General features: G+C 45.6%; 12 protein-coding genes. 3 read left to right on the top strand and 9 right to left on the bottom strand.

Translation table 11 applies throughout. The annotated features are described in order from the left end of the window. The first annotated feature begins 109 nt into the window (after positions 1-109). Positions 110-3,997, top strand: coding sequence for an ATP-dependent RNA helicase HrpA (gene hrpA / locus ACJB0T_RS18030; protein WP_479292260.1), 3,888 nt, complete (start codon positions 110-112; stop codon positions 3,995-3,997). Positions 3,998-4,170: 173 nt separating this feature from the next. Further along, entirely contained in the window at positions 4,171-4,689 is a 519-nt protein-coding gene (locus ACJB0T_RS18025; RefSeq protein ID WP_479290245.1) for a porin family protein, read from the top strand. Between the two features lie 66 nt (positions 4,690-4,755). On the opposite strand, the gene ACJB0T_RS18020 is transcribed toward ACJB0T_RS18025, so the two are convergent. From ACJB0T_RS18020 to ACJB0T_RS18010, 3 genes are all read right to left on the bottom strand, one after another. Next, positions 4,756-5,544 (bottom strand): hypothetical protein, encoded by a 789-nt coding sequence (locus ACJB0T_RS18020; protein ID WP_479290244.1) that lies wholly within the window; start codon positions 5,542-5,544, stop codon positions 4,756-4,758. A 12-nt stretch (positions 5,545-5,556) separates the two neighbouring features. Further along, positions 5,557-6,012 (bottom strand): outer membrane beta-barrel protein, encoded by a 456-nt coding sequence (locus tag ACJB0T_RS18015; protein WP_479290242.1) that lies wholly within the window; start codon positions 6,010-6,012, stop codon positions 5,557-5,559. Positions 6,013-6,231: 219 nt separating this feature from the next. Next, positions 6,232-7,713, bottom strand: coding sequence for a carboxypeptidase M32 (locus ACJB0T_RS18010; RefSeq protein WP_479290241.1), 1,482 nt, complete (start codon positions 7,711-7,713; stop codon positions 6,232-6,234). Between the two features lie 151 nt (positions 7,714-7,864). Here ACJB0T_RS18010 and ACJB0T_RS18005 point away from each other — a divergent pair, with 151 nt between their 5' ends. Further along, a complete protein-coding gene (locus tag ACJB0T_RS18005; protein WP_479290239.1) occupies positions 7,865-8,500 on the top strand; it encodes a LysE family translocator in 636 nt (211 codons plus the stop codon). Positions 8,501-9,079: 579 nt separating this feature from the next. On the opposite strand, the gene ACJB0T_RS18000 is transcribed toward ACJB0T_RS18005, so the two are convergent. From ACJB0T_RS18000 to ACJB0T_RS17975, 6 genes are all read right to left on the bottom strand, one after another. Next, the gene (locus ACJB0T_RS18000) at positions 9,080-9,346 is read right to left on the bottom strand and encodes a DUF2960 domain-containing protein (protein ID WP_042501483.1); all 267 of its coding nucleotides are present in this window, start codon (positions 9,344-9,346) and stop codon (positions 9,080-9,082) included. A 40-nt stretch (positions 9,347-9,386) separates the two neighbouring features. Continuing rightward, positions 9,387-11,156, bottom strand: a complete 1,770-nt coding sequence (locus ACJB0T_RS17995; RefSeq protein WP_479292258.1) for a bifunctional molybdopterin-guanine dinucleotide biosynthesis adaptor protein MobB/molybdopterin molybdotransferase MoeA — start codon at positions 11,154-11,156, stop codon at positions 9,387-9,389. Positions 11,157-11,172: 16 nt separating this feature from the next. Further along, complete coding sequence (gene mobA / locus ACJB0T_RS17990; RefSeq protein ID WP_479290237.1) at positions 11,173-11,766, bottom strand: molybdenum cofactor guanylyltransferase MobA; 594 nt, start codon at positions 11,764-11,766, stop codon at positions 11,173-11,175. Beyond that, a complete protein-coding gene (locus ACJB0T_RS17985) occupies positions 11,744-12,466 on the bottom strand; it encodes an energy-coupling factor ABC transporter ATP-binding protein (protein ID WP_479290235.1) in 723 nt (240 codons plus the stop codon). The genes mobA and ACJB0T_RS17985 overlap by 23 nt, the downstream gene beginning before the upstream one ends. A 102-nt stretch (positions 12,467-12,568) precedes the next feature. Further along, on the bottom strand, positions 12,569-13,267 hold the full coding sequence (locus ACJB0T_RS17980; protein ID WP_479290233.1) for an ABC transporter permease: 699 nt from the start codon (positions 13,265-13,267) through the stop codon (positions 12,569-12,571). Further along, positions 13,267-14,124 carry an ABC transporter substrate-binding protein gene (locus tag ACJB0T_RS17975; protein ID WP_479290231.1) on the bottom strand — a complete coding sequence of 286 codons (858 nt, stop codon included), beginning with the start codon at positions 14,122-14,124 and terminating at the stop codon, positions 13,267-13,269. Before ACJB0T_RS17975 ends, ACJB0T_RS17980 begins: the two co-directional genes overlap by 1 nt. Positions 14,125-14,193: the final 69 nt, after the last annotated feature.

Genomic DNA, 14,193 nt, shown 5'->3' with positions numbered 1-14,193 from the left:
CGTGTCAGTTAACCCAAGGTTGGTAGCTATGCTACAATCGCGCCAGTTTTAAATAAGAAAAATAGCAGGGAATGTTTTGACTTCCTCACAACAATCAAATCAGCCAGCCATGGCTCAAGCGAACAACGCGCAGTCACTGAAAAAAGCATTAAAAGACTGCATGATTCGAGACCGTTTTCGCCTGAGTAAACGTATTGCTGGCGCAGCAAAAATTAAGAAGCCTGAGGCTCAAGCCGCCGTATTCGATGAAATCGCCGTAGATATCGCAAAATCGATGATGGAAGCCGAGCTGCGCGCTAATCAATCAAAACACATCGAGTACCCAGAACTGCTTCCGGTCAGTCAAAAGAAAGATGACATTGCCAAAGCAATTGAAGAAAACCAAGTGGTTATCGTTGCCGGTGAAACGGGGTCAGGTAAAACGACTCAGCTGCCAAAAATATGTTCAGAGCTTGGGCGTGGTAAATTTGGCTTAATTGGCCATACGCAGCCAAGACGACTTGCTGCACGCTCGGTAGCGAACCGTATCGCTGAAGAGATGGAAACCTCTTTGGGCGAGTTTGTTGGTTATAAAGTACGATTCAACGACCAAATCTCTGATAACACTCAAATTAAGTTGATGACAGACGGTATCTTACTGGCTGAGATCCAGCACGACCGTTTCCTAAATCAATACGACACCATTATTATTGATGAAGCGCACGAGCGCAGTCTAAACATCGATTTTATTCTTGGTTACTTGCGTGAATTGCTGCCAAAGCGTCCCGATTTAAAAGTGATCATCACTTCTGCAACTATCGACCCAGAGCGCTTTTCAAAGCACTTTAACGATGCACCAATTATTGAGGTATCGGGTCGTACTTATCCTGTTGAAACGCGCTATCGTCCGTTGCGTGGTGATGACGATACCGATCGTGATCAGCTAGAGGGTATCTTTGAAGCGGTTGATGAACTGTGTGACGAAGGTTTGGGCGACATCCTAATCTTCATGAACGGTGAACGTGAAATTCGTGATACCGCGGATGCGTTGAGTAAACGTAACCTTCGTGATACTGAAGTCGTGCCTTTGTATGCGCGCCTCTCGGCTGGTGAGCAAAATAAAATCTTCCAGCCTCATGCAGGTCGTCGTATAGTTCTCGCCACCAACGTCGCTGAGACGTCATTGACTGTACCTGGTATAAAATACGTTATCGATCCGGGTACTGCGCGTATCAGTCGTTATAGCTATCGTACTAAGGTTCAGCGTCTGCCTATTGAACCGGTATCGCAAGCGAGCGCAAACCAGCGTAAAGGTCGTTGTGGTCGTGTTGAAGAAGGTATCTGTATTCGTTTGTACTCTGAGGAAGACTTCGAGTCACGTCCAGAGTTTACCGATCCAGAGATCCTACGAACTAACTTGGCATCGGTTATTCTTCAAATGACAGCCCTCGGTCTTGGCGACATTGAAGCGTTTCCATTCGTTGAAGCGCCAGACAAACGCAACATCCAAGATGGTGTGCGTCTTCTTGAAGAGCTAGGTGCTATTAACGATAAAGCCAAAGATCCAAGAAAACGTTTAACGGCAATTGGTCGTCAGTTAGCACGTCTTCCGATTGACCCTCGTCTTGCTCGCATGGTGATCGAAGCGCCGCGCCTGGGTTGTTTGAAAGAAGTGATGGTGATTGCATCCGCACTGTCTATTCAAGACCCTCGCGAACGTCCAAGTGACAAACAGCAATCTTCGGACGACAAACATCGACGCTTCTTTGACAAAGAGTCGGACTTCTTAACGTTTGTTAACGTGTGGGACTACATCCAAAAGCAGCAAAAAGCGCTTTCAGGAAATCAGTTCCGCAAGCAGTGTAAACAGGACTACCTGAACTACTTACGTGTTCGTGAGTGGCAGGACGTTTATTTCCAAATTCATCAAGCGATGCGTGAAATGGATGCCAAGCTTAACCAAGAGCCGGGCAGCTACCAAGCCGTTCACAGTGCACTTCTCGTTGGTCTTCTTTCTCACATTGGTGTCAAAGACCAAGAGAAAAATGAGTATCAGGGTGCACGTAACGCTCGTTTTCATATTTTCCCTGCTTCAGGTTTGTTTAAGAAGCAACCAAAATGGATCATGTCGGCCGAGCTGGTGGAAACATCAAAGCTTTGGGGTCGTGTCATCGCTAAAATCCAACCGGAATGGATTGAGCCACTCGCTAAGCATTTAATCAAGCGTAGTTACAGTGAACCCCATTGGTCAAAAAAACGCGCTGCAGTAATGGCACATGAAAAAGTGATGCTTTACGGAGTACCGATCGTCCCTAAGCGCTTAGTCAGCTATGGTGCTATCGATCCAGTAATCAGTCGTGAATTGTTTGTTCGTAGTGCATTAGTAGAAGGCGATTGGGAAACCAAGCACGCATTCTTTAAGCAGAACCGTAAACTGCTTCAAGAAGTTGAAGAACTAGAGCATAAATCACGTCGCCGCGACATCTTGGTCGATGATGATGAGCTGTTCGAATTCTACGATCAGCGTGTCGGCACAGAAGTCGTTTCCGGCAAACACTTTGATACTTGGTGGAAGAAGGCAAGTCAGCAAAATAAAGAGCTACTCAACTTTGAAAAAGAGATGCTGTTTAAGGGCGATGCAAGTCACGTCACGGACTTAGACTATCCGAACTTTTGGCACCAAGGTGGCTTCAAACTGAAGTTAAGCTACCAGTTTGAGCCGGGCGAAGATAACGACGGTGTGACAGTACATATTCCGCTCCCAATCTTAAACCAGATTGACCAAGATGGTTTTGATTGGCAGATCCCAGGTTTGCGTCATGAATTGATAGTCAGTCTTATCAAAGCGCTACCAAAAACACTGCGTAAGAACTTTGTACCGGCACCAAACTATGCCGATGCCTTCCTCGCGCGCGCTACGCCGATGGAAACACCGCTACTCGATTCGCTGGAAAAAGAGCTACGTCGAATGACGGGTGTTGAAGTGCTTCGTGATGATTGGAAACTTGACCAGTTACCTGAACACCTGCGCATTACATTCCGCGCGGTGGATCATCGTAATCGTAAGCTGAAAGAGAATCGTGATCTCTACGAGCTGAAAGAAAGTTTGAAGGATAAGGTCCAAGCAACACTGTCTAAAGTGGCTGATGATGATATCGAACAGCAAGGTCTGCATACGTGGAGTTTTGGCGAGTTGCCAAAAGTGTATTCTCAGAAACGTGGTGGTTTTGATGTCAAAGCGTACCCAGCGCTTGTTGATAACAAAGACAGTGTTGAGATTAAGCTATTCGAGACAGAGGTAGAACAAGAGCAGGTGATGAAAGAAGGTCAGCGCCGACTTCTGCTGCTTAATGTACCTTCACCGATTAAATACTTGCACACCAACTTACCGAACAAATCTAAACTCGGTTTGTATTTTAACCCTTACGGTAAAGTGTTAGACTTAATCGATGACTGTATAGCGTGCGGTATCGATAAGCTGATAGAAGGACAGGGTGGTCTTGTCTGGGATGCTGATAAGTTCGAACAGCTCAAAGAGCATGTACGAGGTGAGTTGGGCGACACGGTAGTTGACATTGCTAAGCAGGTCGAAACCATTCTTACCACGGCGTTTAACATCAATAAAAAGCTTAAGGGCCGCGTTGATTTGACGATGGCCTTTGCGCTTTCGGATGTTAAAGCGCAGGTTGAAGGATTGATCTTCAAAGGCTTTGCAACGGAGTGTGGCTGGAAACGTCTACCAGATATTCTTCGTTACCTTAAAGCCATCGAAAAACGCATGGAAAAGTTACCGATTGATCCAAATCGCGACCGAATGCACATGCTAAAAGTGGAATCAGTCACGCAGGATTACAAAGAGCTGCTTAACAAGATCCCGAAAGGCATGAAAATACCCGAAAACGTAAAAGAGATCCGCTGGATGCTCGAAGAGCTGCGTGTCAGTTATTTCGCTCAACAACTTGGTACACCATACCCAGTTTCGGATAAACGAGTGCTGAACGCTATCGATGCCTGTTGACGGCAATTTAGTGGATTTACTGCAAGAATTTTGAACTATGTCTCTGAGAAACCTTCAGGTTTTACCAAAAATTAAAACGGATGAGTTTCTCAAAAGATATAGTGTGTGATATATAAAGCTCCGCGGTGGCTTTGATTGGATTCGCCGCATTCTATTAAACAAGAAGGTTACAAATGAAAAAGACACTTTTAGCGCTTGCGCTTGTTGGTGCCTCAACGTCTGCATTCGCAGATGCTTGGTTGTATGGTGGTGTTTCAGCAGGTCGTGGAGACTACAATGGTAACAGCGACACGCCAATGGGTTTCCATGTAGGTACGGGTATCCTACCTATTATCGGTATTGAAGGTGGTTACTGGAAGCACGGTAACTACGATATGGCCGCAAGCAACGGTAGCACGGGCTATGCTGAGTTAGGCTCTTGGTATGCGGCACTTAAGCCAAGTATCGATATCGGTCCAATCCAAATCTACGCAAAAGGTGGCTTCCACTACTACAACGCAGACTACAAAGGCAACCTAAATGGTAGCGACAGCGGCACTGACTTTATGTACGGCGTAGGTGCTGAGTACTTCGTAACAGACATGCTTTCTGTGGGTGCGAGCTGGCAGCGTTTCAACGGCATTAAGACGTCGTTCTCAAACGATAAAGATTTAGACAGCTTTACCATTAACGCAACGCTTCATATTTTCTAAGCGCTACCTAACGTGGTTAAGATGTACAAAGGCGACAGAAATGTCGCCTTTGTTGTAAATATCGACCTACATGGATAAGGAATGGAAAGGTGTACCAGGGTGGTTTCTATAAAGGAGTTTTAGTACAGCCATGGAGGTCGTATTCCAAGAGCCATAGTATTCAAAGTGTTGGAACAGTCCCAAAACGTGCGCCATTTCATGCAGTACAATGGCTTTATCCCAGCTACATTGGCGGTTACCCAGGTTTACCCACAGCAATGTAGCTGACTGGTAGGTTTGCGTATTGTAGTCGATGTCGATAGCCATCCCACCATCATAGGGCGCATGACTTGCGTTAGCACACATAGTCGATGGACTGAACGAATATTGGTGAGAATAGAATGCTGTATCGATAGCAAATACGATACCTCCATTGATGCCATGTTTTGATTGAAATGCGCCTTTGCTAAAACGGTAGTTTCCGACGTTTTGGTTTGGATAGTTGTTGTCTCGATACTGACTTAGATCTTCATCAAGAACAACAAATTCTGAAAATCGAACACCAAGTTGATTACTCATTACGTTAACTGATTCTTGAATAACATCCGGTACCATTCCTCCACCATTGCTGACGAAGTAGACAGGAATATCCGAGCTGGTATCAAAACGCACTGTTGTATTTGCATCGTTACCCCACAACCCCGGATTTCCATTGACTGCTTTATTTGAGCTAGTGAGTAAATTCACCAACTCTTCTGGTTCTACAACGCCTTCTGTCTCCTCAGTAATACCCAAGCATCCAAGCAGCATCGTAGTGGAAAAAGATAATACGATTGCACTACCGAATAGGTGTTTATGTTGTGTTTTAATCTTCATCGAACATACACCCTAAAAGTAATAGTTTGCTTTAAAAGTTAAAGCTTCAATATCTGTTGCACCAACATTATAGAAGTTGTATTCAGTGCTCAACGTAAATTGATTTGAGATGGGTAATTCTGCTCCAATACCATAGACAAACTGAGCTTGAAGGTCTGACTCTCCCTCATAAACATGTGTACCCAAATTAGCATATACATTAAACAGAGACAGCCGATAGTTAGGCTGTACGAGAAAAGAAAGTGAGTCATAGGAAACCTCAACCCCGGAGGAGTGGTCTTCACCTAGTTTTTTGTAACCAAGCTCAAATCCTAAGTATGGGGAGATGTGAAAGCCACCATGAATACCATAGCCGTGGCTGGCGACACCATTTACATCTGTCATGCTACCATTTAGACCAAGACTCCAAAATCCATGAGACTGAAAACTAGCACACGACGCTGCTAATATAATAAGAAGTTTTCGCACGGGAATATTTCCATATAAATTAAAGGTTCAGGTAAATCATATACTTGTCATCAATTGATCCAACCCTTTAATGGGTTTTATTAATCGATAGCTTAATTGTTGTGCGAAACAATAAATACTAGGAATATAGAGGCTTTAGTTATTGGTATTGGTAATACTTGCCGTGGTGTTAAAGAGATTTATACGCAGACGTATTTCGACACCTGCGTATCGTTTCTACTATAAATATCGATTGATTAAGTGAGACTGAAAGTGCTGTGCATTTAACGTCTCTCCCGTTGCTTGTTTAACAAGCTCTTCAGTCGACAGTGAGCTGCCCTTTGACCAAATATTGTCACTTAACCAGGTGAAAATTGGGTTTAGGTTACCGCTGTTAATCGCTTCATCGACATTAACGGTTTGCTTCATCGCAGCCATAAACTGAGCCGCATACATCGCGCCAAGCGTGTAAGACGGGAAGTAACCGAAGGCGCCATCTGTCCAGTGAATGTCTTGCATACAGCCATCTTTGTAGTTGCCTTTCGTCGACAAACCCAGGTATTGCTGCATTTTTTGATCCCATAGTTCAGGGATATCTTTGTATGAAATCTTGCCGTTCATAAGATCACGTTCAATTTCATAGCGTAGGATCACGTGAGCAGGGTAGGTTAGCTCATCAGCATCAACGCGGATATAGCCCGGCTGAACTCGAGTGTAGATTTTTTGCAAGTTACTTGCTTCAAATACCTTTGCGTCATTGGAAGCAAAATGCTTTTGTGCCAAAGGTGACAGATGGTGAATAAAACCGTCACTTCGACCTAACTGCATTTCAAAAAACAGTGATTGAGATTCATGAATGCCCATTGAGCGCGCTTCACCAACTGGCAAGCCAGAGAAAGCCGTTGGTAAGCCTTGTTCGTAGCGAGCGTGGCCAGTTTCGTGAACAATACCCATTAGCGATTGAACAAAGTCAGTTTCATCGTACCGAGTCGTAATGCGCACATCTTGCGGTACACCTCCACAGAATGGGTGTGAGCTGATATCTAGACGACCATGATCAAAATCAAACTTGAGCAGTTTCATGACCTCTAATCCGAGTGCATTTTGCTCTGAGGTGGCGTAGCGTTCGTCCGTCACGTAAACCGACTCTGTGTTTTGCTTTTCAATGACTTGCTGGGTGAGCTCAGGTAGCCAGGAGATAAGATCACCGAACAGAGTGTCAAGCTGGGCAGAGTTCACCCCAGGCTCATAAATATCAAGCATTGCATCATAAGGCGTTAGACCGCCTTGTTCTGCCCGAATTTGAGCTTCTTGCTGAGATAGGTTCACAACTTCTTCGAAGTTCGCACAAAAGCCGTTCCAGTCATTTTCACCCCGCTGAGTGCGCCATGCGTGCTCACACTTAGAGCCAGCTAGTGACTTCGCTTTAACAAGATCTTCAGGCACTACGGTTGTCAAACGCCATTGTCGTTTCATTTCAGAAAGACTGGCTCGTTGCATGTCATCAAGGGAGTCGGATTCGGCTTTGTCAAACCATTCACCGAGCTGTGGTGCGGTAGAGAGTTGGTGAATGTGCAACGAAAGCTGAGCCATCGCTTCCGAGCGAGCTTGATTACCACCTGAGGGCATCATCGCCGCGGCATCCCAGCCACAAATAGCCGAAAGGTGCCCAAAATTAGCAATCGTATTATAGTGTTCAACCAGTTTATTGTAGTATTCCATGTCTGTGACCTATCGTGTGAACGAAGGCTATACGTTAACATTAACAATGGGTTGCGAAAAGGTTAATGCTATACGACGCTCAAAAGACATTCGCTTTTTACGGTGATTTGAAGCAGAATCAGAGGATTGCCCTAGAACACAGCTGTTTACTATGCACATTCAAAACTTCGAAGCGTTTATTGTCGCGATCACGATCCTCACATTAACACCCGGGCTGGACACTGCGCTGGTGATTCGAAACACAACACGTGGTGGATTCCAAGATGGCGCTGTAACGAGCTTAGGGATTTGCTTAGGATTATTTGTCCACGCAACCTTTTCCGCACTCGGTATTTCAGTTGTTTTAACTCAATCTGCAGAGCTGTTTTCCGTCGTTAAAGCAATTGGTGCGGCCTATCTAATTTGGCTGGGGCTTTCTAGTTTACGCTCACTTAGGAAGGCATCTGCAATGGCCGTCGAGCAGTCGGTCGTGAATAAAATTTCCGGTAAACGTTCTCTACGAGAGGGCTTTCTCTCTAATGTTCTGAATCCCAAAACCGCCGTGTTTTATCTTGCTTTTCTCCCACAATTCATTAACCCGGAATACTCTCCATTTGCACAGTCGATGTTGATGGCGGCAATCCATTTTGTCATAGCGATGATTTGGCAGTGCGGTTTGTCTGGGATGTTAAATTCGGCTAAGTCTCTGTTAAAAAACTCGAAATTTACGAAATGGATGGAGGCGACGACGGGCGTCGTTTTGATTGGGCTGGGCGTGAAGTTGTTGATGGAGGAGCCTGCGGTCTAACCAGGCTCTAAATATTAACTTGAACGGGTTTCAATTGCTCTTTGCAGTGAGCGCTGGGTGGCATTCAACTTGTGTACGGTGACTGATGACGCTTTTAATATGTATCGATCAAAGCACTGATAATACTCCGCTCCGTCGTTAAGTTGTTTGCAAAAATCACGCGCTTGCTGGTTATGGTAGTGAAGATCTGCTTCCGACGCGAACTCGTTATGAGTGGCGCAGCCAGACATAGTTAAAAGTAAACTTGCAGCTAGAGCGAAAGTAACAGAGTTTCTAATCATCGTGGTCCGGTAGTCGTTCAACATTTAACGCATAGTAGCGATTCAATGAGAACTTAGTTGCCTTTTTGCGCCACAAGTTCCATTAGATCTACAGTTTTTTAGCTATTGACACAAATAATCTGAGAGCGACTTACTAACTTGTCATGCTTAAAGGTGGGTTGGGTGGAGGTTGGCTAGAATCGAACACCTCGTTAGCCTGTTAGCGGTGGTGAAACTGAACGTGTCGTGAAGGATTTATGACGAGTGAAAAAACACCGAGCGAAAGCTCGGTGTTTGGGTATGTTCGATTAGGGGGCGTTTACATCGGCTTTTTGCCAACACCAAAATTCTCTTTTGGTTTGAGCGTGATCTTGCCAAAACCGAGCTTTTTAAAGTGATTGTCGCGATAGTTGCGAACCGCCTTGGTGTCAGAAATGGCTTCGATTTGCTGTTCCATTTTAAGGAACTCTGTCAGGTCGATCCCTTCTGCTTCTGCTACCGCTTCATGGATATTACGGTGCTGCTGATAAGAAAACGTGAGTGTTTTCTCTTCGTTTTTGTATTCGTAGATGATGGTACGAGCCATGGTATTACCTATTGTATTTGATGCCTGACAAATCTAAGCGCTAGATTCTGCCTTGAAGCGGGATGATTGTCACGCTTTCACCGGGTTTTACTGTATCGATATGCGGAGCGATTTCGATCAGACAGTTTGCTTCACTCATTGAACGCAGAATTCCAGAGCCTTGCTTGCCTGTCGTTTTAACGCTCAATTGCCCAGTCAGGCTATCAACTTCGTAGACACCACGGCTGAATTCTGTACGACCCTGACGTGAACGTAGCGATTCTGTTGCGATAGCTGGCACCTTGAGTGGTTCAAAGTTCAGTGTACCTTGCATTTTCTTAATGGCTGGCTCTACAAAGTTGATGAACGAGACCATGACCGCAACAGGATTACCGGGAAGGCCAAAGAATGGCACGTCGCTGATGTCACCAAATGCAAGCGGGCGGCCCGGACGCATATTAATACGCCAGAAATCAACACTGCCACGTTTCTCTAAAACATTTTTGATGAAGTCGGCATCACCCACCGAGACGCCACCAGATGTGATAATAAGATCAGCACTTTTGCTCGCTTCAACAATGGCCTGCTCCATAATGGCTTCGTTATCTTCTAAGATACCCAGATCAACAATCTCACAACCAAGCTTTTGAAGCATGGCCATAATGGTGTAGCGGTTCGAGTCATAAATGGAATTAGCGTTAAGCGGCGTGCCTGGCGCTTGTACTTCATCGCCGGTCGAGAACACGGCAACGCGAAGTGAACGTCTTACGCTTACGGTATTCATACCTAAAGAAGCAATCATACCCATCTCTGGAGATTGAACCAATGTTCCGCTGGTAAACACAGACTGGCCTTCCGCCAAATCTTCACCTGCTTGACGGACATTTTGCCCCTGTTTAATTGAGGCATTCGCGAAACCAACACGTTCACCATCTACAATCGCCTGCTCGCGCATGACCACGGTATCAGCGCCTTCTGGCATAGGTGCGCCTGTCATAATTTGGGCGGCTTGGCCTTGAGTCAGAGTTTTGTCGTAACCGTGTCCAGCCATAATGCTCGCGACCACATGAAACTGCTCATGAGCTATGTCTTCGCCACGAATAGCGTAACCATCCATTGCCGAGTTGGTGTAAGCCGGAACATTGATAGGTGAGCTGATATCTTCCGCCAGTACGCGACCGTAGGCGCGTTCCAGTACGATAGTTTCCGTCGCATCAATAGGAGAAATGGCTTCTAGTATCTTTTGCTGTCCTTGCACAACAGATAGAAATGCAGGAGAGAGTGTATCGCAGCAGGCAGCGGCCGGTGAACTAGCATTCCGCGATGTCACATAATCTAAGATGAACTGTTTGATGGCATCGAGATCATTGATGCTCATGGTTGGGATCGTTACATCAAGCTCACTATCAGACGCTATTGCGATAATATTGTCATCACTTGGATGTAGCCAAGGTTTTCCAACTTCCTGGCGGTTCAACTCAATCTTTGGAAAAGCGATATTTTTACAGCCTTCGACCAAAATAAGATCGAGAGCTTGATGGTCAAATCGCGATAGTAAGTGTTCAAAACCCGCTTCAGAGTCCGGTGTTTCAGTCATAAGTGCGTGACGGTAGCGAGATGAAATCAGCATCTGGTTCGCCCCTGCTTTTCTCAAGCGGTAACTGTCTTTACCTGGCTTATCGACATCAAAATTGTGGTGAGCGTGTTTTAACACACCGATGCGCAGGCCAGTTTCTGTTAGCTTTGGCAACAAGGCTTCAAGTAACGTGGTTTTACCGGTACCACTGTAGGCTGCAAAACCGAGAAGGGGAACATTGTTGATAGACTTAATGGTCATAGTGCGCTCTTTAATGATGATCGTTTGATGTCGCAAGATTCGCCAATTCTTCTGGCGTATTGAGGTTCACAAAACACTCGGGACTGTCTGAGAAATCGACATAGTCGGTGTGGCACTCTTTATAGAGCAAGATAATTTTGCGATCGCCACGTTCCAAAAAGGCCTCTAGTTTTGGAAGCACCCGCTTATGAAACATAGTGAAAACAGGTTGATGAAAATCGCCGTCGTGAGCAACTAGGATGTCGGATTGCTCTGTCACGGATTGGCAAAATCGCTCGACGACCGTAGCATCAATAAATGGACTGTCACAAGGTACAAAACCAACCCAATCTGAATTCGAATCTTTCAGTCCGGCATGAATGCCACCTAAAGGACCGGGATAATCAGGATACGAGTCGCTGATAACTGGTGCGTATTGTTGATAACGCTCTTGGTTGCGGTTGGCATTGATTGTGATGTCATCGGTTTGCGCGCTAAGGCGTTCGATCACATGTTCAATAAGTGGCTTCCCATTGAACTCAATTAACCCTTTGTCATTGCCTCCCATGCGAGAAGCTTGTCCACCAGCAAGAATAACCCAACTAGTCTGAGTTGGATGCAACATAAATACTCTCTTTATCTTTTTGTTTTTTATCGATGATTTGAAGCAGCGGTGATTCTATCAAGGTGCAGTCTTTAATCCACCATTGTTTTCGACACAAGCGGGTGAGGGCGTTGGTTTGATGGCTGGTCACCACAATGCTTGAACCGTGTTCTAATAGGTCTTGCGCCATAAAAACTAAGCGCTCAATAGACTCCTGATCGAGAGAGGCGCTAGGTTCATCCATCAATAATATAGACGGTTTTAATACCCACGCCCTTGCCATAGCAACTCGCTGTTTTTCGCCGCCAGACAATACAGATACATGCTCATCCGCTAGCGTCTCTAAACCAACGAGTCGCAACGCGGAAATGACTTCAGCGCGCTTATCGTGAATGTCGATGCGTTTGTGCTTGATACCATAGACAACGTTCTGATAGACGGTACCATCAAATAAGTAGGGAGACTGATGAAGGTAGATGACATCCTTGCGGCCTGAGCCACTAAAAAGTCGTGAAACCATTGACTGACTGCGTGGTTCAATAGTTCCGGAAGTCGGCTTAAGAAGTCCGGCAAGAATTTTTAGTAAAGTGGTTTTACCAACGCCGTTATCACCTTTAAGGTACAAAGCTTCATTAGGACCAATAGTGAGGCTAGGAATATGAAAAAGAACACGGTCTTTAAACCGCATCGAAACCTGCTTTGCTTTTATTTGTATTGTCATTGTTGTCCCTTAAGCAGTGTCTTGGGTTAATTATAGTTTGGGTATCAAAAACTGACGCTTTTCCTGAGAGGCAAATTCAGGCATGTATATGTATAGAATTGTCTAGGTTCGAAGTACGCCTTTACCTCGCATCGAAGACAGTAGGAAGTTGAGTACTAGAGCCAATACGAGAAGGACGATGCCAAGAGCAACACCTTGAGCAAATGCGCCTTTATGACTTTCCATCGCGATAGCCGTTGGGATGTTTCTTGTGAGTCCCATAATATTGCCGCCTACCATCATTGAGCAGCCCACTTCGGTCACGATGCGTGAAAATCCGGCAACGACCGCAGCCATAAGTGGAAAACGCGATTCCCAAATCAAGGTCATGAGGGTGCGAAAACGTGATACGCCAAGCGTGACGGACGTTTCAAGTGCGCGTTTGTCAGTACTTTGCAGGGCGCCGTGCATCATAGAGACCAAAACAGGGAAACAAATTAAGATCTGTCCAACGATCATAGCTCGCTGCGTAAACAGCATTTCCCAATCACCCAGTGGCCCTGAACGTGATAGCAGCATGTACAGTAAAAGACCGATCACCACCGTTGGGATGGCTTGCATGGTATTAACCAGAGATAACAAAAACCACTTACCCGGAAAGTTGGTGTAAGCCAAAAAGTAAGAAGCAATTATCGCAGGCAGCACGACGAGAGACACTGCAGAGATGGATACACTAAACGAGACGGCCACAATGCGCCACAGGTCTCTGTCTAGGCTAAATAGGAGGCTCAGCGCCTCCATTGTTGTTTCGGTAATGCTCATTAACTGTTGTTTTTCTCAGCATCAGCGACAAACAGCTGCTCGCCCATTTTTCGGTAGTTGTTGATCATCGTTTGGCCCTTTTCTGACACTAACCAATCGCTGAGTGCACGAGCACCCTTAGTATTGAGGGCAGGGTAACGCTCTGGGTTGACGACGATAACCTGGTAAGGGTTGAACAATTGCTTATCACCTTGGAAGAGGACGGTTAAATCAAGTTTAGCTTGATAAGCGAGCCAAGTACCACGGTCGGTCATAGTGTAGCCTTGCATTTCTGACGCCATATTAAGTGTTGGCCCCATTCCTTGACCTACAGAGCGATAGCCGCCAAAGTCTGGTTGAATCTTCGTTTGCTTCCAAATCTGCAGCTCTTTTTTGTGTGTGCCTGAGTCATCACCGCGTGAAATGAAAATGGCATTGGTTTTGGCAATATGATCAAAGACTTCTTCAATGCTTTTTTGGTCGTGAACGTCTGCTGGATCTTTCTCTGGACCTACAATAACAAAATCGTTATACATCACGCTGCGAGGTTCAATGCCAAAGCCTGACTCGACAAAGCTCGCTTCTGCTTTGGGAGCGTGGGTCATCACGACATCCACATCACCATTTTCACCCATTTTGAGCGATTTTCCTGTACCCGCAGCGATGATATCCACTTGGTAGCCGGTCTCTTGGGTAAATTCCGGCAATAGGTAGTCGAGAAGTCCTGAGTGATACGTACTTGTGGTGGTAGCTAGGCGAACTCGGGATTGTTCGCCATTGTCTGCATAAGCCGAAACAGACAGTGTTGCCATAGATACTGCAGTTACTATTAATTGTGGAGCCTTAAAACGAGAGGCAATTGATAGAGAGGTGGTCATAGTGTTGTCCATTGTTGTTTTTATCGTAAAACCATGTGCTCTTTGCGAGCCCTATCCTTAAGCAAAGAC

It is taken from the genome of Vibrio sp. CB1-5 (assembly GCF_059412285.1).
This window is presented reverse-complemented; position numbering and strand designations above follow the sequence as displayed.